Origin of the sequence: Endozoicomonas gorgoniicola (genome assembly GCF_025562715.2) — a bacterium.
Lineage (GTDB): Bacteria > Pseudomonadota > Gammaproteobacteria > Pseudomonadales > Endozoicomonadaceae > Endozoicomonas_A > Endozoicomonas_A gorgoniicola.
Genome location: NZ_JAPFCC010000001.1, coordinates 398,422 through 421,070 on the forward strand (window position 1 = coordinate 398,422; position 22,649 = coordinate 421,070).

The window sequence follows — 22,649 nt, forward strand, 5'->3', positions numbered from 1 at the left end:
CATAACTATCCAGCCGCATACCCCTGATAGCCATAGGGCTCATACTCGTAGCCATAAGTGCCACGATGGGGATCAACCTTATTCAGCACCACTCCCGTCAAAGGGGCTCCTGCTTTCATCAGTCGTTTAATGCTGCCAGTGATGGCCGGTGTTGGCAGTCGCCCTGCCTCTACCACAAAGATCAGTCCATCGCAGACTCTGGCAATCATCAGGCTGTCGCTGACGCTTTGCACAGGCGGGCAATCCAGAATGATATAGTCGTATTGCTCTCTCAGCGATTCAATCAATGATGCAAAGGCTTCACTGGAGAGTAGCTCTTGAGGGTTTGGAGGAATAATGCCTGTAGGCAGAACATCCAACCCTTGCCAGGAGTGAATGCATTGCTCAACTTTATCAAATCCAGCCAGAATGTGCGCCAGTCCAACGGCTTTCTCTTTGAGGTTGAACTGTTTTGCCACTATCGGGCGGCGCAGGTCCGCATCAATTAGTAAGGTTTTACCCATGGTTGCAAAAGCCAGTGCCGTATTAATGGCTGAGGAAGATTTACCTTCGCCCTGTTGTGTTGACGTGACGGCAAAAACTTTATGGGCCTGATCCAGTGCTGTCAGGCTTAAGCCTGTGCGAATGGTTCGAACCGCTTCACCGAACCCGTGCTCATCTTTATCAAGAAAGAGTTTATGCACAGAGTCTTTCTTGGCTTTGTCGCTGATAACCGGCAGGATGCCCAGTACCGGCAAGTTCAGTTTTTCTTCTACATCTTTACTGGTGCGTATGGTGTTGTTCAGCATTTCTTTCAGGAATACACAGCCTGCCGCAAACAGCAAAGCCGCAATGCCTGCTACCGCAATAATCAATTTTTTGTTTGGCGCAATCGGGGAGCGAGGTGCGTTGGCTTCTTCAACCACACGGGCATTAGCTGTTTGCAGATCAGCTGTGGCACTGGTTTCACTGATACGTTTAAAGAAAGCGTCGTATAAGTCACGTTTGGTCTGAACGTTTCGCTCCAGCTCGTTCAGGCGATGCTGTTTACGATTCATAGCCTGAACACGCTCTCGCGCGCTATCAACAGTGTTACGCAACGCTTCTTCATTGGCGCGGGCTACTTCATATTCTCTCTCAACGCCACGCACTGTTTTTTCAATTTGCTGACGAATAATATCCTGAATGCTGTTCAGTTCACTTTGGGCTGCGATCATTCGCGGATGGCGCGGACCATAGCGGCGTGAAAGTTCCTGAGCCTGTCTTTCAATACGGGCTTCATCTTCTTTCAACCGCTGAATCAGCGGGTGTGCCAGAACGGCAGGCAGAGTGCTGTATTCTTCAATACTTCCTGCGCCGGTATTCTGGATCTGCTGATAGATAGTGCCCGTGGTCGCAAGTTTGCTGCGCTCCTGCGCCAGAGACTGGGTCAGTGCAGTCAGCTCACTGTTAGCGAGTGCCAGTTCGCTTTCCAGGTCGATCAGGCTTTCTTTTTCACGATAGGTTTGCAGGCTGGTAATAGCTTCTTCAAGCTCGTCGGAAAGATCAATCAGTCTTACTTCCATCCAGTCAGTAGCATTGGTGGTAAGAGCCAGTTTTGATTCAAGCCAGGTTTCGATATAAGCGCGGGAAATAGCATTGGCTGCATCGGCGGCCATTTGAGGGTTTTCTGAATCAAAGCGGATGTTAACGATTTGAGTTCTGCGAACCGGGTCAATGGTGACATTGCGGCTAAAGGCTCCGATAACCCCTTCCAGCTGTCGTGCTTTTTGTTCAGCCTCGCTCAGTTCCGGAGATTCGATACTGAACCAGTTACGCCAGTTCAACCACTCCCTGAAAGGAGATGGCTCACGCAATGCGGCATTAAACTCAGGATTTTCAATCAGGTTTAGCTTTTTTACGGCTTTTTCCATGACAGGCCGTGATTTTAATACTTCATGCTGAGTATTCAGATAAGCATCATTGCCTTCAAAAGCATAAACATCCTCAATAGACATCACTTTGGCTTGTTCCTGCTCTATTTGCAGTCGCGCTGAAGCCTGATAGGTGGGAGAGATTGAGAAAGTCACCAGTGCAGCAAGGATAACAACCGATGCCGTAAAGCTGGTTATTTGCCAACGATACAGTTTCAGGATGCCAACAATTTCGCGGATTGAAATGATTTTTTCATCCGCAGGTCTGAGCCTGTTTTGGTAGGGGTTTTGTGTAGTCATATATATTTTGGAACCACAGAAGACACAAAGCTTTTCTTTGTGTTTTTGGACATTCTTATGAAGGTGTGGTTAAAAAATCAGAAGAAACTTTCTTTAACGTTAACGATGTCACCGGGCAGAATTCTTTCTCTGAGGCGAAAGCTTTGTGTTGTCGGGTTTCCGTCAAGGTCTTCCCGAATCACTTCGACTTCTTGTTTGGAAGCTCTTTCGGTGAAACCTCCGGCAAGGGCTATGGCTTTTTCAAGCGTAAGACCGGGCTCAAAAGAGAAACCACCCGGTTGGCGCACCTGACCATGCACAAAGAATTTCCGGTATTCGATGATGCGAACCGTAACATTGGGCTCTACCAGAAAATCCCCTCGCAGCTCATTTTCTACATGATTTTGCAATGATCCTACTGTCATACCGCTGACTTTTATTTCGCCAAGAAAAGGCAGGGAGATGGTGCCAGCATCGGTCAGGCGAGCTTCTTCAAGGCTCATATCTTCTTCACCAAAAACGGTGACGCTGATCCTGTCTCCTACACTCAGGCGATAGGTCGACATGCTCATCATCTGACTGGTATCAGAATTGTTGGCAATACTGTGCTGACTCAGTAGTACCAGACAAATAAAAAGAGGGATAGCCAGCAGTCGTTTTAGCATTCTCAGACACCTGTTCATTGGTAAAAGTGTGGTTGTGATTTTTGAAGTGATACCCGGTTGATGCATCAATTCTATTGAAATGATCTATCTGGTGTGGAAAGGCTTCTCAGCATGTCTGTCGTGAAACAAATTCGCACTTTAATTTAAAGAGAAAAGTGCCCACTCAGCATAAATGTATTACGTCTGTAATTATCTTCGAAGGTTCCGGCTTGAATGGCCCGTTCACGACGTTTGTTGTATTTCCAGTCGAATGCCAGTGTGAACCAGCGCTGGATTTTCCAGTCCAGCCCTATATTAAAGGTATTCACTTTACGCTCTTTTAACGCAGTACCGGCAAAGTTCATGGTCTCTTCATCAACATAACGCCACCCTAAACGGGAGGTTATCTTGCCAGTCCAGTCGTGACGCCAGGATACATCGATTGTGTTGCCTTTGGTGAAGTCGGAGGTTTCCGGGTTATCGGATTCCAGACCGTAGTCACGCCCCGCCGACAACTGAATTAAGGAATAACTAAGGGGCTGATAGCTCAGGCCAAGCTCCCAACCGGTATAACCTTCAGTGCTGGTACCAGAAGCTTTGGTTTTCCGATAACGGCGGCCTGCTTTGAGAAAGCCTGTGGTTTTAGCGCTGGTATCCATGCTTAAACCCAGCAGGTAGTTGGTTATGTCATATCCGGCATTACTGATATCGACGTAATCCAGCCCTCGTCTGGACACTTCAAATAATGCTCTGGTATTTGGCATAACGCGGTAATAAAAAGTGGAACCATAGCGAACAATTGAACGGTCATTGAAACCGGTATCCCGATAGCCCCGGTTATCATAGCTGGCAAATACATCAATATGCGCAGCCTGTCGTGAGCCAAAACCGTAAGTGCCACCGATTTTTCTCTGTTCATACCTGGGCAGTGCTCCGGTTGAACCCACCTCGGAACCTTCATCATAGTAGCTGCCCCATCCACCATCCATATCCAGTCGGTGACGGCTGGTGAATTCATGATGAATGGTGCCATTGATGCCAACGTCGGTTGAATCAGCTGCATGGGCACGGGTATAAGTTCGGTTTACGGCTTCAAATTGCAGTGCATATTCATTCAAGCCAGAGATTGCTCGAAAATCGACCGTTGGTTTCACAACCATGACGGGGGTACTGATGCTTCGACTGTCTCTGTAGAAGTTGTCATCGTATTTCAGACCAGTCATTAACTGCGGAGTGACTTCCACAACTCCCAGATTGAAATAGGCAGGGTCTCTTGCAGCATGCGCTGCTTCCCCATAACTCAAACCACAAGCCACGACGATTGCCGACAGGCTTGTGCAAACAACATTCTTCACTGGTTCGCCCTTGATGTTTTGTAAATTCTAATCTGCTACCAGACAAATAAGATTATGTTGGACTGATGCCTATTGGTTTATCGTTAGCTCCCGGATTAAACGCTGGAGGCGGTGGAACTGTGGGGGCAGCAGCTTCTTCAATTTCAGCAATTTCGTCTTCAGTGGTTTCATCGACTTCTTCAAGCTCAGCCACAACCTCTTCATCAGTTGTTTGTGGAATACCATAAACGGCGTAAAGGATGTCTATGCGTGTAGAAAGGTCATCAATAGAATCCAGCACAGCGCCCAGTATCTGATATTTTTGTTCTGGAAGAGCCTCAACAGCAGCGACCACTATATCAATTACCCGCTCTGGTCGCGCATTAATAGCGGCAAGAACAGTCTCTATTGCTGCAGCATTATTGTTACTTACAACAAATGCAACATAAGAGCTTGTGCATTCAGGCCTGAGTTCAATTGATTTTAGCAACCCATCAATGACACTTTGCCCCTGCTCTTGTGACTGAGTAATAAGCTCTGATGAACAAGATTTATTATACTCTTCGGTCAATTCTTCTGCAGAAACTGAGCCAGATATAGTGTGAGGATTCAACAAAAGCATCAATGCTGTAGTACTTAGTATTTTATAAGCCTTCATAGATGCACTCCCTTTGTTTTTTTAATCAAGTTTTAACGGATCATACAAAAGTTTTGAAAAATATTGAACAGGCACGCTACCGCCCTTTGGTTTACACTAGTTACCAAAATAGCCAGAACAATAAACGACACACAGCCACGTCAGATAGCTGGCCCGATTTTAATTACAGGGATGTAAATTGATCTAAATCAAAAAATAAAACTTTTCACCGAAAAGCAGCAGTGCAGTATTCTCACTGTTTAAAAAAACATCATTGAAATCGATGTCAGAGTAAAAGAGATGATTTAATGAGCGTATATTTACTCTTAGCAGTGTTTTATTCAGCCAATCTTTTCGTTCCCGGCACTCGTCTGCTCGTTTTCTGGTCAATGAATAAAAGAACATTGCCATGCCTGTTCTGAAAACATGTCTTTATGCTGAATCTTAAAACTAGCGTAATAGCGCTGCTTTCAGTCGCCCAATCCTAACTCAAATAAAATTACTTTCCGAATTATTTGTTTTTATCCGTCTATAACCAATAGTTTTGTTTCAGGTTATACCTATATCACTAAACGACATGGAGATGATATTTTGTTATATGTCATTGGGTACTTAAATCACTCTGAGTTATATTGCTAAAACTTAGAGTTAACTTAATTTGTTTAAGAAATACTCAAAAAAGATACAAATTCATTATTACTGATTATTTTTTCATTATCGCAGGGACTTATGAATACACAGGCAAATTTAAATCTTCTGCGTGTTTTTTATAGCTTGTTGAATACCAAAAGTACCGTTAGTACAGCCAAAGCATTGAACGTTACGCAACCTGCAGTAAGCAAACAGTTAAATCAGCTGAGGGAGTTGTTACAAGACCCACTGATTTTCCGCTATGGAAGTAGTAATGGACTTACGCCAAAGGCAGAAAGCCTCCGGGGGTTGGTTTCTGAAACCGTTGGAAATTTAAATACTCTTTTTGAGGGCCACTCTTTCGATTTGTTGTCCAGTGATATTCATCTGAATATAGCAACCAACAGTGCAATCATTCGTGGCTGGTTAGCAGGCATTATTGGTTCGCTGCATCAGGAAGCCCCCAATCTTTCTGTCAACTTCGTACCTATAAGCGAACATGTAGAGAAAGGATTTAATAAAGGATTGATTGACTTATACATAGGTCCTTTACCCATAAAGGCTGATATTCCTCTTGAGATTATGGAAGTTATCACACAGCCTGTACGTTGTTTTATGCCGAAAAAACATCCACTTGCCCTTTCTACCGATCCTGGTGAAACTTTGTCCGTTGATGATTTAAAAAAATATGCATTCACTAATGATCGCGCCGGTTTTTCTAATACTGACGAATGCGGCAAATACTTTAAACAGCTAGGCGTGACTCCAAAAGAAGCATTCTCGTTAATGGAAGGCGGTTCCGCACTAACCACTATAAAAAGTACCAGCACATTGCTGATCGGCGCTTACGAACTGTCACCTGAATTCCACCGTGATAATGAGCTCACATCCAGAGCCCTTCCCGGAAATGTACCTCTGCTGAAGGTGGGACTGGTTTGGCCAAAATACAAGAATGCCTGCTCCAAACACAGTTGGTTTAGAAAGCGTTTTATCGAATTGTGGAATAGAAATTATTCATAGCGACAACATTTAGCATTTTGTGCTTATAGCTGCCTGGGTACTCTGCACTGTGTAAGCCGCTAAGCCAGTAAAGCTATTTTGCAAAGAGTTTTACCGGCTTAGAGAGGTTTTTGCGGCACCCTCGATTGGGCGAAGATATACGATTACGGCCTCTTAGTTATGAGCGTGCAACTCATCATTCAGGGCAAAAGCCGTCTTTTTGGTCAGGCATTCAATGGCGCCTGTCTGGGAGTTTCGCCAGAACAGCAGGTTGGACTGGCCTGACAGGGTTGAAGCCTTAACGGTTTCAACCGGATTGCGTTCGTTATCCAGCAGGGTGACTTTTGAACCAGCGGTGAGGTACAGGCCTGCTTCTATGGTGCAGTGATCTCCCAGTGGGATGTTGACACCCGCTTCAGCACCAATCAGGCAGTTTCTGCCAATGGAAACGACGATATCGTTACCGCCAGACAGGGTGCCCATGGTGCTGCAACCACCACCCAGATCGGAACCTTCGCCCACCCAGATACCCGCCGAAATACGACCTTCCACCATACTCTTGCCTTCAGTACCGGCATTGAAGTTAATAAAGCCTTCATGCATCACTGTAGTGCCTTCACCGACATAAGCGCCCAGACGTACTCTGGCCGTGTGGGCGATGCGCACGCCTGTCGGAACAACGTAGTCGGTCATTTTCGGGAATTTGTCGACGGAATTGACACTTAGGTAACGACCTTCAGCACGGGCTTTTAGTTGGCGCTCCTGCAATTCAGCCAGGTCGATTGCGCCTTCGCTGGTCCAGGCTACATTAGGCAGCAAAGGGAAAATTCCTTGCAGATTAACACCGTGTGGTTTGACCATTCGGTGAGAGAGCAGATGCAGTTTCAGATAGGCTTCGGGAGTACTGGTCAGGGCGCTGTCGGTTTCAAGGAAGGTAATAACCCGTGGGCGGTCGCTTTCTTCCAGGCTCAGCATAATGCTGGCCAGTTCCTGCTCACCCAGGTTTTCAAACAGTTCTTCCAGGGCGTGGCAGGTTTCGCTATCCAGTTCAGCGTAAGTGTTGCCGCCTTCGTACCGGATCAGGTTCTGAATGGCTTCAACCAGCTTTGCTTCCGGATGTATCAGCGGTTTCGGATAATACACTTCCAGCCATTCGTCTTTGTTGTTTTTAGTGCCAATGCCAATGGCGAGGCTGAACAGAGAGTTGGTTGTACTCATTGAATGTGCTGCCTTATTGCAATTTTTCAGTTGAATTAGGTAATGGGGGCAAAAATCTGTTTATAAAGGTCTGGCTTGAATCCCAGGTGTTTTTCTGTGCCGGTATCCAGCAGTGGACGCTTGATCATGGCAGGGTACTCCACCATCAGAGTCAGGGCGCGATCTTTATTAATGCTCTGTTTTTGCGCTTCCGGAAGGTTCCGCCAGGTGGTGCCGCGCTTGTTCAGCAGTTGTTCCCAGTCCAACTCTTCAGTCCACCCCTGTAGCTGCTGAAGGGTTAACCCATCTTTGCGGTAATCGTGGAAATGGTATTTGACATCATTGTCATCAAGCCAGCGGCGAGCTTTTTTTATGGTGTCACAATTCTTTATGCCATAAAGAGTTATGCCATTAAGAGTTATGCCATTAAGAGTGCTGTCGTAAAGAATGGTCATAGTGTTTCCTGATGTACCCTGAAGCCCTTGCCGCGCTTACTATGCCTTAAATACCGATACGCCTCAAATACCAGCCTGTTGCAAGGACTTCACAGCCTGCGGCCATGTGCCGACAGAATAAGGATGACTATTCATTGATTTATTGAGGCTGGCTGCATTATGAACTCGGAAGATCTGCACTGTGCTTATAAAGGTTCGTCAGGCTCTGGCTGCGACGGGAAGGTGGTATCCGGTTCAACGTTTTGTTTCTGGCACTGTCCGGATATTGACAAGTCGGGCATGGAACTCACCAAGAGACTGGAAAAGAGAGCCAGGACAGGACGCCCTATGGAAGGCTTTCTGCTGAAAGGTGCCAATCTGGAGAATGTTAATCTTGTCAATCATGACGGAGAACCCTACCGGCTGACAGGGGCAGATCTGAATCGGGCTAATTTGCATAAGGCGCATTTATATCAGGTGAGTTTGTTACAGTGTAATCTGCTTAAAGCCAATCTCAGTGGTGCGAATCTGCACTTTACTGATCTCTCAGGCTGTAATCTTCTGGGGGTTAATTTTAAACAGGCCCGGCTCGACGAGGTTTACTGGGGCGACCGGCTGTTGCAGGAACGTCTGGGTTATGAACAACAGCGCAGTCATCAGCATGAATCGGCCCAGTCGTTGTTTCAGGAAGCAGAAGAGGTTGCACGTAATATTCGCCGCAATTGTGAGAGTCAGGGGTTGTTTGCCATCGCGGGTGACTTTTTTTATCGGGAAATGGTGATCAGACGTCAGCGCTATCCTAAGTGGTCGTACGACAGAGGGCTGTCATTGCTGGTTGATCTGATCAGTGGTTATGGGGAAAAGCCGCGCCGGGTCATTTCGTTTGCGGCTGGTTTGATTATTCTGTTTTCTTTCATCTATCTGCTGTTTGGGGTTCAGGAGGGGGAACGACTGATTCAGTATTCCCCGGATCAGTCGTTTCTGGTCAATGCACGAACCTGGCTTGATACTCTTTACTACAGTGTTGTCACGTTTACGACACTGGGTTATGGCGATATTACGCCTGTGGGCATTTCAAGGCTCTTTGCGGCGCTGGAGGCTTTCACCGGCAGTTTCAGTATGGCGCTGTTTGTGGTGGTGTTTGTAAAAAAAATGTCTCGGTGACAGTCCCTTTCTTCAACCGGTCTTGTACGCTTCACTTTCTTCAGGATCACAGCTGATGGCAGCGTGGTTCTGCCCCTGTAACAACTGTTTAAACTGCTCCCGGTGCATATGAACCAGCTCCCTGTGGTTGCCTGCTTCAAGATAGATGTCCTGAACGGAGTTGAGTTCATCATCCCAGCAAGTACTTATGCCGTAAGCGGTTCCCATGGCCGGAACTGCACCGGAATCGCAGTCCGGAAAGAGTTTTTTCAGCTCTTTCTCGGTAGCCAGTTGTAAATGGCGATCCAGTTTGGCATTGATCCAGCGGAGCATCAGCTTATTCATGGAGGGCATTATGGCCATCATGTAGCCTTGCTCGTCGTGAAGTACAACCGCTTTGGTCATGTTCTTCACCGGTATACAGGCGGAACGGGCCGTATCCAGCGATCTTTCGGAATAGGGGTGGCAGACCAGTTCGTAGTCTGCATGATGCTCATGGAGAAAAGATTGCAGTTGTTGGGCAATAGCCATGTCAGTAACCCCGGTTAACTATTTGAATAGAAATGGTCTGAATAGCAAATAGTCAGACATCTGTGCAAAGAAGAGATAAGGATAAAGTTTATATGGAATAAGAGCGTACGCCTGACGAGTTGGTACGGAAACTGAGAACAAAAACGAATTAAAACAGCGTCGTATATAGTCTACTGACTGTTAGAAAATTCTATTTATATCGTTCTGTATAAATCATCGCTCTGTTTTTCCTGCTTTAACGACGGTATTCTGTTTTTAATTCGGTAAAAATATATAAGGTTACAATTGATGAATATAGGGTGCAGAACCAGGTCTGCCTCAGCAGCCGCGTTAGCGATTTCTTTCCCACAGATAACCTGGGCTGCAGATGATTTGTTAAGAGTGACAACCCATCCTGTGGCATGGGTCTGTGTCGTTATTTTTGTTATCGCTTACATCGCCGTTATGGCGGAAGAGAAAATCCACCTGCGTAAATCCAAGCCGGTCATACTGGCTGCAGGACTGATCTGGGCCCTGATTGCCTGGCTGGCGAAAGAGCAGGGGGTTGCGCACAGTGACCTGTCACAGGCAGTCATGCATGACCTGGAAGAGTACGCGGCGATGTTTCTGTTCCTGCTGGTGGCGATGACGTATATCAACGCCATGGAAGAACGACATGTGTTTGCCAGCCTGCGCTCCTGGCTGGTACAGAAAGGGTTTAATTTCAGGCAATTGTTCTGGGTAACAGGGGTTCTGGCGTTTTTTATCTCCCCGATAGCCGATAACCTGACGACTGCGTTGTTGATGGGAGCGGTGATCATGGCTGTGGGACAGAAAGATGTGCGCTTTATCTCTCTGGCAATGGTTAATGTCGTCGTCGCATCGAATGCAGGTGGAGCTTTCAGCCCCTTTGGGGATATTACCACGCTGATGGTATGGCAGGCGGGTAAAGTCGAATTCGCGCAGTTTTTTACACTGTTTATTCCCTCGGTTGTGAATTTCCTGCTGCCGGCAATGATTATGAGTGCTTTTGTCAGTACAGGGCAGCCGCTTCCGATTAAGGATCAGATATCTATTCGACCGGGCGGGTTGGTGATATGCATCTTGTTTTTGCTAACCATTGCTATTGCAGTTTCCTTTGAACACTTCCTTGGTCTGCCTCCGTTTATGGGGATGATGACCGGACTGGCGCTGTTGATGTTTTATACCTACTTCCTCAACCTGAAGGGATTAACCAGCAGCAAGCTCTTTCCATCCGGTATGCATAATTATGAAAACCTCGACGTGTTCCAGCGGGTGGCTCGTGCCGAGTGGGATACGCTGCTGTTCTTCTTTGGTGTTATTTTCTCGGTAGGTGGGCTTCGATACCTTGGCTATCTGGAAGTGGTATCCGAGTTAATGTACAACGGTATAGGCGAGAGTTGGACAAACATTGCTGCCGGTGTGATTTCAGCCATTGTTGATAACATTCCGGTGATGTTTGCAATTCTTGGTATGAACCCACAAATGGATACTTTCCAGTGGTTGCTGATTACCCTGACTGCCGGTGTGGGGGGGAGTTTGTTATCAGTGGGTTCTGCTGCGGGTGTCGCCCTGATGGGAACGTCTAAAGGGCATTACACCTTCCTGTCTCACCTGCGCTGGAGCTGGGTGATTGCCCTTGGTTATATTGCCAGTATTCTTGCCCACTTCCTGCTGAATGGCGAGTCGTTTATCTAAGCAGGTAAACGACATAAGGAGTGCATTGGCCAGTGGTTCTGATGTTGACAATTGCATCGTAGCGCTGGCCAGGCTTAAGGTTCCGACTTTGTTTATGGAGTGAGAGAGACAGCCTGGACATATCAATATTGTATTGTCTGAACCTGTCGGCATGGGGCTTTGAGTCTGGTGTAAAACTGACCACGAGAGATTCCCCTGTGCTGTTTACAACGACGGAACCTCTGATGGGTTCATAGCGGCAGTTCAGATTGTTACTGATGCTGCAACCCGAAAGCAGCAAGCTGGCAATCATTGTTATCGCGTACAGTTTCGAATGGCAGCGTCTGTTTTCCCTCATAACTTCCCTCTCAGCTGATATCCATTTTGTTTATATCTGATTATCTCCTGCCTTTGCCCTGATGTATATGTACCGAGTGTATAAGGGTTACACCTTGAAGTGAGTGGTAATGGCACCGCTGGCTCGATAAAGGCTGTCTACATTAGGTTGCATCGTGGACATCCAGGCGCGACAGACGCATATTGGACCGAAAGGAAAAGAAACAGGTTTGCTGACAAAGATATTACAGCTATGGTTGGTGAAAGGTAATGAATCCAGTCAAACAAGGAATAGCTTTTTGGTTGGCAACCGGGGCAAACAGATAGATTATGACAAATGCTGATAGTACCGCTTTTGGTTCTTTTACTGTAACAAGGCCGGAAGCGCTTCACTGACCATTGAGTTTCTTTTTTTTGCAGGTTCATTTTGAAGATTTGCGTTGAGAACTTTATAAGTTCTTCTGAGATCGTATTTATTTCACAGTTGATTTCTTCAATCGAATTAGCAGCTTGATTATATTCATAACCTTTTGATTTACCGAATGGTGCAATGCCCCATTGACCTTTATCCGACACGCAAAAAGAAAATACATACTCATCTTGAGAATTTTTTGGTAATTTCAATAGCGAGAAAGGAAGTGTATCAAACACCTTTGCACTCTTGACCAGTATTGCTTCTATATTTTCATCGCTAAGCTCCATGGCACTCAGGGAACTACAGCAAAGAAACATTACAAGAATAAGTTTTTTCAACATCGCTTTATTACCTGATGGTTTTTAACAATAGCCCTCTATGCTAGATCAAATTGGGGGATAGGGTGGGAGGTAGTGGTGGCCTGAAGATTCGCCCCTCTAAAGGTTTGTCGTTACCGGTGTTTGTCAACAAAGTTGTCCCGTCATTCCTGCACAGGCAGGAATGACGATGTTCTGATTAGCTTTCTGCTACCGCTTTGGTTAGCTGTTAGCCTTATCCGGGTTGAAATGTTCGCGCAGTCGCTGCAACAGGAAGTAGAACACAGGTATTAGCAAAATACCGATTACGGTGGCGGCGATCATACCGGACATGACCGTTGTACCAATGATTTTGCGGCTGGCTGCGCCAGCGCCGCTGGCAAATACCAGGGGCAATACACCCAGGATAAACGACAGGGCTGTCATCAGTACCGCACGGAAACGCAGAGCAGCTGCATCAGCCGCAGCATCCAGAATACTCTTGCCCTGCTGGCGTTGAACCATAGAAAATTCAACGATCAGGATCGCGGTTTTAGCGGCAATACCAAACAGCAGGACAATACCAATCTGGGCGTAAATATCATTGGCCATTTCCGGAGCGAAGGTGCGGAACAGGTTAATACCGGCAAAAGCACCAAAGGCAGCCACAGGGACCGCACTGATAATCGCCAGTGGCATGGTCCAGCTTTCATACTGGGCGACCAGGAACAGGTAGACAAACAGAAACGCCAGACTGAACAACAGGGGTGCCAGGTTGCCTGCTTCGATTTCCTGCAAACTCTGACCAGACCAGGAGTAGGTGTAACCCTCTGGCAGTGTTTTGGCAATTTCCTCCATCGCGACGATAGCGTCACCCGAACTCAGACCCGCTGCAGCCTGACCACTGACGTTCGCGGAACGGAACATATTGTAGTGCTTAAGACTGTTTGGCCCCAGAACAGGGCTCAGGGTGGCAACGGTCGTCAGAGGTACCATTTCACCTTTGTTATTACGAACAAAGAACCGGCTCAGGTCGGCTGGCCCGGTACGGTATTCACTTTCAGCCTGTAAACGCACCTGATAGGAGCGACCGAACTTACTGAAATCGTTAATGTAGGCAGAGCCCAGCTGGGTTTGCAGTGTCATAAAGATTTCAGACAGTGCTATACCCTGTGCCTTGGCCTTGTCACGGTCAATATCCAGATAATACTGGGGAATATTGGCGCGCCAGGTGCTGAATACACGATTCAGGCGAGGGTCCTGGTTAGCCTGATAAATCAGACCATTAAGAACCTGCCCCAGCTCTTGTGCTGAGCGTCCCCTGGTATCCTGCAGGCGGAAGTCAAAGCCACCGGAGGAACCAAGACCGGGAATGGGTGGGAATACAAAGGCCATGGCCTGGGCTTCAGGCAGGCTCCATACCATGCCCTGAATTCTCTGGAGAATGGCAGACTGGTGTTGGTCCGGGTCAGGGCGCTCACTCCAGTCGTTCAGGTTGACAATGGCCATGCCACCATTAGAGCCTGAGCCAGAGAAGATACTGAAGCCGGAAACGGTAATCACACTTTTAACATCCTTGTCAGTACGGATCATGTTGGTGATTTTTTTCATGACCTCCTCGGTACGGTTCACCGAAGCAGCATCTGGCAGCTGAACGTCAAGTACCACAAAGCCCTGGTCTTCATTAGGGACAAAGCCAGTAGGGGTAGCCTTGAACAGGTAGCCAGTGCTGCCAATCAGGATGGCAAACAGGCCAATGCCTAATACAGAGCGGCGCAACAGCAGGGTTACCCAGCTTTTGTACCCTCCGGTCATCTTGTGGATGAATACATCCAGTGGTTTCAACCAGGCGACATGTCCCATTGACTCTTTTTTCAGCAGAGTGGCACACAGCGCAGGGCTCAGGGTCAGGGCATTGATGGAGGAGATAAGCACCGCTACGGAGATGGTCACGGCAAACTGGGAGTACAGACCACCGGTAATGCCCGGCATAAAGCCAACGGGTACAAACACCGCCAGCAGTACCAGAGTGGTAGCAACAATCGGGCCGGCTACTTCTTTCATGGCCTTGCTGGTTGCCGCTTTCGGGTCCATGCCTTCTTTGGTGATCAGGCGCTCAACGTTCTCAATAACAACAATGGCGTCGTCTACTACAACACCTATCGCCAGTACCAGACCAAACAGGGTAATGGTATTGATAGAGAAACCCAGCACCAGCATGACCGCGAAAGTACCGATCAGGGACACTGGAATGGCAATGGCTGGAATCAGGGTGGCACGCCAGTTCTGCAGGAACAGGAACACCACCAGAATAACCAGCAGTACCGCCTGGAACAGGGTATTCACCACTTCACTGATGGAGGCATCGATGAATTTGGTGGTGTCGAAGGCGATCTCGTATTTGACACCGTCCGGAAAGTTTACAGACAGCTCTTTAACGGCCTTTTTTATGTCCGCAGCAACACTCATCGCATTCGCGGCAGGCTGCTGGTAAATCACCAGGAAGGCAGTATCGGTGTTGTTGAAACGGGATGTGCCAGTGTAGCTTTGAGCCCCAAGCTCGACACGGGCAACGTCTTTCAGACGGATAATGGTGCCATCCGGACGGGCTCGAACGATGATATTCTCAAAATCCGGCTCTTCGACAAGACGCCCCTTGGTTTTGATGGTGTAGGTGAACATCTGGTCCGGTACATTGGGTCCCTGACCTAACTGCCCCGCTGCCACAATGGTGTTCTGTTCCCGCATGACTGCTGCAACATCAGAAGTGGTAACGTCCAGGGCAGCCATGCGTTCCGGGTTCAGCCAGACACGCATACTGTAGATCTGGGCGCCCAGAATGTTGGCGTCAGCGACACCGTCAACCCGGGCCAGACTATCTTTCAGGTAGTTATTGGCATAGTTGTTCAGGAATATGCTGTCATATTCCGGGCGGTCAGAAATCAGGTTGATACCCAGCAACATATTGGACGACTGCTTTCGCACCCGCACACCCGTACGACGCACGTCTTCTGGCAGAAGAGGTTGGGCTACGGCAACACGGTTCTGGACATTTACCATCGCTATGTCCTGGTCGATGCCGGACTTGAAGGTAACGGTGATCGTTGCGGAGCCTTCGTCGGCAGAGGACTCCATGTAGATCATGTCTTCCACACCATTGATATTATCTTCGAGCGGGCGAATGACAGCCTCTTCAATGGTTTCCGCATCAGCACCCGGATAGCTGGCACTGACGTTTATCTGGGGTGGTGTGATACTCGGAAACATTGCCACGGGCAACGCATTAAGGGCTATCAGACCGACCAGTGTGATGACTATCGATATGACAAAAGCAAACTTGGGCCTGTTAATAAAGAATTGACTGAACATCTCAATTACCCTGCTGAGTCTGAGTGTCGGTCTGAGCTGGCATCATGATAGCGCCACTTTCCGGGTCGAGGGTGACCCGATTTGGCTGAACCTTCACGCCGGGGCGAACTTTCTGCAGACCTTCCACGATGATCTGCTCACCGGCTTTCAGACCGCTGTTAACCACCCAGAACGGGCCCATGCGTCGTCCCATTTCGACCTGACGGGTTTCTACCTCGTTGTCACTGTTGACCACCAGTACAAAGCGACCGCTCTGATTTTCCTGGATGGCAGACTGAGGCACTACGGGACGATCCTGTTTGATGCGGCTCTCGGCGATCAGGGTCACGTACATGCCGGGAACAATAATGCCATGGGGGTTAGGGAACTGGGCACGAAGGGTCAGGGTGCCGGTGGTCTGGTCAACCTGAGTGTCCGCAAAATTGAAGACGCCGGGCTGATCGTATTCTGAGCCGTTTGGCAGGCGCAGACGCATATCGAAATTGCCGCTGTCTGTGCGTTCTCCCCCTGTATCCTGGAGATAATCGACCAGCATGCGCTCACCGACCTGGAAGGTGACGTACATAGGGTCAACGGTGGTCAGGGTAGCGAGAGAACCGGAAGATGGGCCGACCAGGTTGCCAACGCTCTGAGTGGCACGACCAATCTGACCGGCAAATGGCGCATAGATATGGGTATAGCCAAGGTTCAGCTTGGCGGTTTCCAAACCGGCTTCTGCTGCCTGAACGGCGGCTTCGGCACGTGCCTGATTGCTGGTCTGTGTATCGAGATTAGCCTGACTGATATGACCTTTCTGGAACAGGTCCTTGCTGCGTTGAAGGTCTTTGACAGCCTTGATTCGTTCGGCCTTGGCGCTGGCAACGTTGGCTTCAGCTTTTTTCAGGGCTGCTTCGTAAGGTTTTGGGTCAATCTCAAACAGTAGCTGACCATTTTTGACATTTTGTCCTTCTATGAAATCACGCCGGGTCAGAAAACCTTCAACCCTTGCACGCAGGTCTACGGTTTTAACGGCTTCGGTGCGGGCAACGAATTCGTGATAGTCTCCAACGGGTTGCCGGGTAACGTCAATCACAGAAACGGCAGGTGCTGGCATCTGTCCCTGTTGTTGTGGTTGTTGATCACAACCGGTCAGCGCAAATAAAGATGCGATGAGGAAGCCAACCGACAATAATTGCCGCTGGCGGATATTTGAAATGATCGATTTCATTGACTGCTCCGGTCGGAAGAAACAGAAGGGTTTGCGAGCTTTGTGATGAGTGGCAAATGTGTTTTGAGTTTAGCGGACTAGCCCGCCCGGCGGGCACACAACCCAGAGTAACTCTTAGCTGCCAACCTCAATTCTTCGTCCTACGATAAGGAAGGAGGCATATCCGAGCCAGAGACCGAACGCACACTGGTGCTCTTGCCCGAAGTTTAGCGTGGTCGGGAGGCTGGCGACCGCATCACTGATGACGCCTGGCGATCTCGTTCAGAAGACTGCATATGATCGACAGCCCCATACCCGGATATGCCTTCGTTCAGTAGTGTAGGAACGCAGTCATGAAACACAACCCAAATCCGGCTAAAGTTCAAAAGCGGATATCTGGCCATCTAAAAACCGTGAACCTCTATGCTGCAGGCATTGATATTGGTTCAGAGTTCCACTTTGTTGCTGTCCCTAAAGAGCTCGATGAACAGTCGGTTCGGTCTTTTGCCTGCTTTACCTCTGATCTCGAAATGATGACTCAATGGCTCGTGAAAATCGGAATTACGACCGTGGTCATGGAGTCTACCGGAATCTATTGGATTCCCGCTTTCGAAATGCTTGAAGAGCACGGCCTTGACGTCAAACTGGTGAATGCTCGTCATGTTAAAAACGTCCCTGGTCGTAAAAGTGATGTGCAGGACTGTCAGTGGTTACAACAACTGCATACTCATGGCCTGCTTGAGGGAGCTTTTCGCCCTGAAGATCAGGTGTGTGCCTTGCGTGCCTATATGCGTCAGCGTGAAACCCTGATCCGTTACCGGGCGTCGCACATACAGCACATGCAGAAAGCTTTACGGCAAATGAACCTGTTGTTGGACAATGTCGTTGCGGATATCACTGGCAAAACGGGGATGGGTATCATTCTCTCCATTCTCGCGGGAGAGCGTGACCCAGAGGTACTGGCCAAACACCGGGACTCTCATTGTAAAAAATCAGAGAAAGTCATTGCTAAGTCACTGCATGGGCATTACCGGGTGGAACACCTATTTGCCTTAAAGCAGTCTGTTGAGCTTTATGATTTTTACGAAAAGCAAATTGAAGCTTGTGACAAGGCATTGGAAGACCAGTTGAACCAGTTTGATGATAAGTCCGAGAGTATCTCTCTGCCTGCAAAACGCAAATCAGCCAGCGCCCCTGCTTTTGATGTAAGAACTCACCTTTACCGGGTGACAGGGGTAGATCTGACATCGATTGAGGGAATAGAGGAAAATACCGCCCTGAAGGTAGTTTCTGAAATTGGTACAGACATGAGTCGCTGGCCGACAGTGAAGCACTTTTGTTCCTGGCTGGGACTGAGCCCGGGAAACAAGATATCAGGAGGCAAAGTGTTGAGCAGCAAGACCAAAAGAATCCCTAACCGGGCCGCTTCTGCTCTGCGTATGGCTGCACTGACTCTGGTGAGTTCGAAAAGTGCGCTGGGAGCCTATTATCGTCGAATGAGAAGTAAGCTGGGGGCACCAAAAGCGATTACAGCGACTGCACATAAACTTGCCCGGCTGATTTACAGCATGCTGAAAAACGGCTCAGAGTACGTAGATAGAGGTCAGGATTACTACGAGGAGCAATACCGTGACCGAGTCATTAAAAACATGAGAAAGCGCGCTGAAGACATGGGTTACAAACTGGTCGAAATTGAAACAGCCTCACCATCTTGACTCTATGCAAATAACTAGTCCCGAAGGAGTTACTCAGAAGCAGCCGGCCTGTGAGGGAAAGCAGGCTGTCAGGCTGACTGAGTTATTTCCCACTTTGGACGTGGATTCTACCTGTTCAAAGAAACACCTAGTAGTAGATCGGCTGAGTTTTACAAGTAATTGACGCAATGTCATTGGTGCCAATGGGTTTAATCATGATAAACCATCCATTTACAGGACTCTTACCGATTCTAACCGCCCAATATAGATCAGCAGCCATACACTTAAGCCCACTCTGAATCAGCTTTCAGGCGTTTGAGCCTGATTCAGAATGGTATGTACGATTTTGTAACTGCACTGTCAGTTAAAATCCAATATGATACCGGCAGGTTCAAGTGCATTGACCGGTAGCATATTGTCAAATTTCCCTGTTACCCTGAGCTGTACTTTAACCCCGACGTACCCCCGCCGGGGTCTTTTTTATCTGGCGTAACTGCACGATTGGCAGTTGCTCTTTGCTCATGGTTGTCTGGATGGAGTATCAAATGAGTAGCGACAGCGTAAAACTTCTTTTGATAGACGATGATGTCGAATTATGTGAGTTGCTGATCGAATATCTGGCCACAGAAGGTTATGACGTAAAGGCAGTTCACGATGGAGAATCGGGTGTGCTTTCTGCACTGTCCGGTGAATACCAGCTGGTGTTGCTGGATGTCACCCTGCCGAAACTGAACGGCTTTGATGTGCTGAAAAAAATTCGCCAGACTTCTGATATCCCTGTTCTCATGCTGACTGCCCGTGGCGATGATGTCGACCGTATCATTGGCCTGGAGTTTGGCGCAGACGATTATCTGCCGAAACCTTATAACCATCGCGAACTGGTCGCCCGTATCAAGGCGATTATGCGTCGTGGTCGCCCCCAGGCGACTGACAGCAACCCAAGAACCCTGAGTATTGACGACATCACACTGAATCTGGCGAATCGTGAAGCCACTATTCATGGTGAGGTACTGGAGCTGACGGCCACGGAGTTTATGGTGCTGAAAGCCCTGATCGAAAAAGCGGGTGAGCTGATCTCCCGTGATGAACTGACCCAGATTGCCCTGAATCGCCGTCTGACCCTGTATGATCGCGCCATCGATATGCACGTGAGCAACGTTCGTAAAAAGATTGGTACCCGCGCTGACGGATCCGCACGCATTAAAACAGTGCGTGGGGCTGGTTATTTCTATATCCGCCCCTGAGGAATCATGGGCGATAAGCACGTTTGCAGTACCTGATTGAATGAAAGCTCAAATGCACAAAATGCTGGTCTGGCCATTTCGCAGTTTATTCTGGAAACTATTCTTATGGTTCTGGCTGACCATGGTGTCAATGATGGTGGCGCTGGTAGTAGCCGTTGCCATTACGTTTGACCCTGCGGATTTCCTGTCTGAACGAAGAGCCCTGTTTCGGGAGCTGGAAGTGGCTTCCCGGCAGGTTGAACGAATGGCAGCCGGCTGGTCGACCAGTCTTTCTATAAGACAGTTGCCTGGTAGTTATTATTATCTTTTTGCCCCTGATGGTGAACCTGTCGGGCAACCGGTAGTCCCTGCTGAAGTTCAGTTCGCTTACCGCAAAACCCATGACCGGCGGGAGCCGGTTATCACGTTCCGCAGTGGTGTTGTTGCGGTAGGGCCACGCAAAATCTGGATTGATCGTACTCCCTTTGATCTTTACCTCACCAAAGAGATGCCTCGCCTGGTACACTGGCGGGTCAAGAAAGTGTTTGTACAGCAGTGGCATCTGGTCATCATTGCTCTTGGGGTCAGCTTCCTGTTGAGCATCATGCTGGCGCGCTATCTGGTAGTCCCCATACGACAACTACAGGGTACATCACGCCGACTGGCTCAGGGTGACCTGGCTGCCAGAGTGGCTCAGGTTGTTCGTGAACGACGGGATGAGCTGGGTGAGTTTGGTCGTGACTTTAACCACATGGCTGAACAGCTTGAGTCGCTTATAAACGACAAAGAGCGATTACTCAGGGATGTGTCCCATGAATTACGTTCGCCTCTGACCCGGTTGCAACTGTCACTGGCGCTGGCCCGTCGGAAATCGCCGGATGCAGAATCTGAACATGGTCGTATTGAGCGCGAAATCGAACGTCTGGACCAGATGATCGGAGAAATTATCCGCTTCTCCCGTATTCAGAATGGTGTAACAGACCTGGCCTGGGAGCCGGTACCACTTCATGCACTGATTGAAGGCATTGTTGACGATGCCGACTTTGAAGCTCAGGCTCAGGATAAGTCGGTGGTGACAACAGAACTGCTGGATATTGAAATCAACGGTATAAAAGACTGGCTGGGCAGCGCCATTGAAAACATGGTGCGCAATGCCATTCGTTTCACGCCACAGGACAGCCGTGTGGAAGTGGCTCTGAAGAAGCACAAGCGCTATGCCATTGTCACCGTCAGAGACTTTGGACCGGGTATTCCGGAAGGTGCTCTGGATTCGCTGTTTGAGCCGTTCTTCAGGGTGGACGACACTCGTGGTAAAGAGAATGATGGCTTTGGGCTGGGAACGTCCATTGCGATGGGGGCTGTGAAAAATCATGGCGGTACCATTACAGCAAGGAACGTTCATCCGGGCCTGGAGGTCACCATTTGTTTACCTTTGAATCACAAGGTCGTTGCCTGACGGTTGCCGAAGCCAGGGAGTGGCAACAGGAAATGGCCGGGCAGATTGTCTGCCGGGATGAGGTTAGAGATGTCCACACGGTGGCCGGTGTGGACGTCGGCTTTGAAGAAAATGGCTCTGTGACCAGGGCGGCAGTCGCCGTCCTTGATTTCCTGACATTGCAGCTGGTGGATTTTACCATTGCCCGGCTGCCCACCTGTATGCCCTACATTCCGGGGCTGTTATCTTTTCGTGAAAGCCCTGCCGTTCTGGCTGCCCTGCAGCAGCTGACTGTGCAGCCAGACCTTTTGTTATGCGACGGACAGGGCAGGGCGCATCCCCGGCGATTTGGCGTAGCGTGCCATGTTGGTCTGTTGTCCGGTATTCCTTCCATTGGTGTTGCCAAACAGAGACTCTGTGGGGAACATGACACTTTGCCTGTTGAAAAAAACAGTATCGTTGCGTTGATGGACGATCAGCAAACCATTGGTTACGTTTTACGCAGTCGCACCGGCATCAAACCTCTGTATGTTAGTATTGGACACAGGATTTCTCTGACATCCGCTATGTACTTTGTGCAGGAAAGTCTTGCCGGTTACAAACTGCCTGAACCCATTCGCTGGGCTGACGGGTTAGCATCAAATCGAGGGAAAATCGTTGAAAAAGCTAGTCGGATTCTGGAGCGTTCCATTTAACCTTTCGCTGGCGCTGGTATTTTCGCTGCTGGCTATGTTCGCCGGGTGTTCGCAATCCCGGTCAGTAACACTTACCTCTGAGGAGTTGCAGGCTCTGGTTGACCAGAAATTTATGTCGCCACAGATTCGTAATTTGAAGGTATTGCCGCCCATTGTGAATGTTCAGCTCTATCTGGAAACCCCAAAACTGACGCTTCATGGTGATTACCAGGCGATTGGTTTCCAGTTCAGGGGAACGCTGGATGCTGATGTTTTCAGTAACTATCTGGACGGAGGCGTCACCGATCCTGTTCCTTTCCAGGTAGAAGGCATTGCCAACCTGGAATACAGGCCGGACGACCGGGCTTTCTTTTTCTCAAACATTCTGCTGGAGAAGGCACATATCGATCTGGACATTGCCATGATCGAGACACTGATGATTGACCAGCTGAAGAAAGCCCTCAGGCAGGAACTGGGTAGCTTGCCGATCATCCCTCTTGATGATGGGGATGCGCTGTACCGTAAGCTTGGTAGCCTGCCTGCTGCGGTGAGGGTGGAGCAGGGTAAGGTGGTGATTACTCCGAAAGTATCTGAAGGTTCGTGAAAGGGAAGCAAAAGCCCCGC

The 22,649-nt window shown here is 48.7% G+C and carries 18 protein-coding genes; 8 read left to right on the forward strand and 10 right to left on the reverse strand.

Annotation, left to right across the window (positions count from 1 at the left end; translation table 11 throughout):
• Positions 1-5 precede the first annotated feature (5 nt).
• The 4 genes from NX722_RS01820 to NX722_RS01835 all read right to left on the reverse strand — a co-directional run bounded on the left by NX722_RS01820 (position 6) and on the right by NX722_RS01835 (position 4,807).
• The gene (locus NX722_RS01820) at positions 6-2,192 is read right to left on the reverse strand and encodes a GumC family protein (RefSeq protein ID WP_262566454.1); all 2,187 of its coding nucleotides are present in this window, start codon (positions 2,190-2,192) and stop codon (positions 6-8) included.
• Between the two features lie 77 nt (positions 2,193-2,269).
• Positions 2,270-2,836 carry a polysaccharide biosynthesis/export family protein gene (locus NX722_RS01825; RefSeq protein ID WP_262566455.1) on the reverse strand — a complete coding sequence of 189 codons (567 nt, stop codon included), beginning with the start codon at positions 2,834-2,836 and terminating at the stop codon, positions 2,270-2,272.
• 143 nt (positions 2,837-2,979) lie between these two features.
• A complete protein-coding gene (locus NX722_RS01830; protein WP_262566456.1) occupies positions 2,980-4,170 on the reverse strand; it encodes an outer membrane beta-barrel protein in 1,191 nt (396 codons plus the stop codon).
• A 52-nt stretch (positions 4,171-4,222) separates the two neighbouring features.
• Positions 4,223-4,807: a hypothetical protein gene (locus NX722_RS01835; RefSeq protein ID WP_262566457.1), complete on the reverse strand. Its 585-nt coding sequence runs from the start codon at positions 4,805-4,807 to the stop codon at positions 4,223-4,225.
• Between the two features lie 708 nt (positions 4,808-5,515).
• Between NX722_RS01835 and NX722_RS01840 the strand changes: the two genes are divergently transcribed.
• Positions 5,516-6,436: a LysR family transcriptional regulator gene (locus tag NX722_RS01840; RefSeq protein WP_262566458.1), complete on the forward strand. Its 921-nt coding sequence runs from the start codon at positions 5,516-5,518 to the stop codon at positions 6,434-6,436.
• 153 nt (positions 6,437-6,589) lie between these two features.
• Here NX722_RS01840 and dapD read toward each other — a convergent pair whose 3' ends face one another.
• Together dapD and NX722_RS01850 are read right to left on the reverse strand one after the other, a co-directional pair.
• Positions 6,590-7,615: a 2,3,4,5-tetrahydropyridine-2,6-dicarboxylate N-succinyltransferase gene (gene dapD, locus NX722_RS01845; protein WP_262568596.1), complete on the reverse strand. Its 1,026-nt coding sequence runs from the start codon at positions 7,613-7,615 to the stop codon at positions 6,590-6,592.
• A 53-nt stretch (positions 7,616-7,668) separates the two neighbouring features.
• Positions 7,669-8,067: an ArsC family reductase gene (locus NX722_RS01850; RefSeq protein ID WP_262566459.1), complete on the reverse strand. Its 399-nt coding sequence runs from the start codon at positions 8,065-8,067 to the stop codon at positions 7,669-7,671.
• Between the two features lie 159 nt (positions 8,068-8,226).
• Between NX722_RS01850 and NX722_RS01855 the strand changes: the two genes are divergently transcribed.
• Complete coding sequence (locus tag NX722_RS01855; RefSeq protein ID WP_262566460.1) at positions 8,227-9,210, forward strand: pentapeptide repeat-containing protein; 984 nt, start codon at positions 8,227-8,229, stop codon at positions 9,208-9,210.
• Positions 9,211-9,222: 12 nt separating this feature from the next.
• Here NX722_RS01855 and NX722_RS01860 read toward each other — a convergent pair whose 3' ends face one another.
• The gene (locus NX722_RS01860) at positions 9,223-9,720 is read right to left on the reverse strand and encodes an aminoacyl-tRNA deacylase (RefSeq protein ID WP_262566461.1); all 498 of its coding nucleotides are present in this window, start codon (positions 9,718-9,720) and stop codon (positions 9,223-9,225) included.
• 381 nt (positions 9,721-10,101) lie between these two features.
• Here NX722_RS01860 and nhaD point away from each other — a divergent pair, with 381 nt between their 5' ends.
• Positions 10,102-11,418, forward strand: a complete 1,317-nt coding sequence (gene nhaD / locus NX722_RS01865; RefSeq protein ID WP_322740904.1) for a sodium:proton antiporter NhaD — start codon at positions 10,102-10,104, stop codon at positions 11,416-11,418.
• Between the two features lie 474 nt (positions 11,419-11,892).
• On the opposite strand, the gene NX722_RS01870 is transcribed toward nhaD, so the two are convergent.
• From NX722_RS01870 to NX722_RS01880, 3 genes are all read right to left on the reverse strand, one after another.
• Positions 11,893-12,489 carry a hypothetical protein gene (locus NX722_RS01870; protein ID WP_262566463.1) on the reverse strand — a complete coding sequence of 199 codons (597 nt, stop codon included), beginning with the start codon at positions 12,487-12,489 and terminating at the stop codon, positions 11,893-11,895.
• A 198-nt stretch (positions 12,490-12,687) separates the two neighbouring features.
• The gene (locus NX722_RS01875) at positions 12,688-15,813 is read right to left on the reverse strand and encodes an efflux RND transporter permease subunit (RefSeq protein ID WP_262566464.1); all 3,126 of its coding nucleotides are present in this window, start codon (positions 15,811-15,813) and stop codon (positions 12,688-12,690) included.
• A gap of 1 nt (position 15,814) precedes the next feature.
• Positions 15,815-17,020, reverse strand: a complete 1,206-nt coding sequence (locus NX722_RS01880; protein ID WP_262566465.1) for an efflux RND transporter periplasmic adaptor subunit — start codon at positions 17,018-17,020, stop codon at positions 15,815-15,817.
• Positions 17,021-17,352: 332 nt separating this feature from the next.
• Here NX722_RS01880 and NX722_RS01885 point away from each other — a divergent pair, with 332 nt between their 5' ends.
• The 5 genes from NX722_RS01885 to NX722_RS01905 all read left to right on the forward strand — a co-directional run bounded on the left by NX722_RS01885 (position 17,353) and on the right by NX722_RS01905 (position 22,629).
• Positions 17,353-18,714, forward strand: a complete 1,362-nt coding sequence (locus tag NX722_RS01885) for an IS110 family RNA-guided transposase (protein ID WP_262563664.1) — start codon at positions 17,353-17,355, stop codon at positions 18,712-18,714.
• Positions 18,715-19,238: 524 nt separating this feature from the next.
• The gene (locus NX722_RS01890) at positions 19,239-19,937 is read left to right on the forward strand and encodes a response regulator (RefSeq protein ID WP_262566466.1); all 699 of its coding nucleotides are present in this window, start codon (positions 19,239-19,241) and stop codon (positions 19,935-19,937) included.
• A gap of 52 nt (positions 19,938-19,989) precedes the next feature.
• Positions 19,990-21,372 (forward strand): ATP-binding protein, encoded by a 1,383-nt coding sequence (locus tag NX722_RS01895; protein ID WP_262566467.1) that lies wholly within the window; start codon positions 19,990-19,992, stop codon positions 21,370-21,372.
• The gene (nfi, locus tag NX722_RS01900) at positions 21,339-22,046 is read left to right on the forward strand and encodes a deoxyribonuclease V (protein WP_262566468.1); all 708 of its coding nucleotides are present in this window, start codon (positions 21,339-21,341) and stop codon (positions 22,044-22,046) included. Before NX722_RS01895 ends, nfi begins: the two co-directional genes overlap by 34 nt.
• Entirely contained in the window at positions 22,009-22,629 is a 621-nt protein-coding gene (locus NX722_RS01905) for a hypothetical protein (RefSeq protein WP_262566469.1), read from the forward strand. The genes nfi and NX722_RS01905 overlap by 38 nt, the downstream gene beginning before the upstream one ends.
• The last annotated feature ends 20 nt before the right edge of the window (positions 22,630-22,649 follow it).

Bases quoted from the DNA above. Each gene is read 5' to 3' on its own strand.
- NX722_RS01820 (WP_262566454.1), bottom strand. From the start codon at position 2,192: ATGACTACACAAAACCCCTACCAAAACAGGCTCAGACCTGCGGATGAA.
- NX722_RS01825 (WP_262566455.1), bottom strand. From the start codon at position 2,836: ATGCTAAAACGACTGCTGGCTATCCCTCTTTTTATTTGTCTGGTACTA.
- NX722_RS01835 (WP_262566457.1), bottom strand. From the start codon at position 4,807: ATGAAGGCTTATAAAATACTAAGTACTACAGCATTGATGCTTTTGTTG.
- NX722_RS01840 (WP_262566458.1), top strand. From the start codon at position 5,516: ATGAATACACAGGCAAATTTAAATCTTCTGCGTGTTTTTTATAGCTTG.
- NX722_RS01850 (WP_262566459.1), bottom strand. From the start codon at position 8,067: ATGACCATTCTTTACGACAGCACTCTTAATGGCATAACTCTTAATGGC.
- NX722_RS01855 (WP_262566460.1), top strand. From the start codon at position 8,227: ATGAACTCGGAAGATCTGCACTGTGCTTATAAAGGTTCGTCAGGCTCT.
- NX722_RS01860 (WP_262566461.1), bottom strand. From the start codon at position 9,720: ATGGCTATTGCCCAACAACTGCAATCTTTTCTCCATGAGCATCATGCA.
- NX722_RS01870 (WP_262566463.1), bottom strand. From the start codon at position 12,489: ATGTTGAAAAAACTTATTCTTGTAATGTTTCTTTGCTGTAGTTCCCTG.
- NX722_RS01875 (WP_262566464.1), bottom strand. From the start codon at position 15,813: ATGTTCAGTCAATTCTTTATTAACAGGCCCAAGTTTGCTTTTGTCATA.
- NX722_RS01880 (WP_262566465.1), bottom strand. From the start codon at position 17,020: ATGAAATCGATCATTTCAAATATCCGCCAGCGGCAATTATTGTCGGTT.
- NX722_RS01885 (WP_262563664.1), top strand. From the start codon at position 17,353: ATGAAACACAACCCAAATCCGGCTAAAGTTCAAAAGCGGATATCTGGC.
- NX722_RS01890 (WP_262566466.1), top strand. From the start codon at position 19,239: ATGAGTAGCGACAGCGTAAAACTTCTTTTGATAGACGATGATGTCGAA.
- NX722_RS01895 (WP_262566467.1), top strand. From the start codon at position 19,990: ATGCACAAAATGCTGGTCTGGCCATTTCGCAGTTTATTCTGGAAACTA.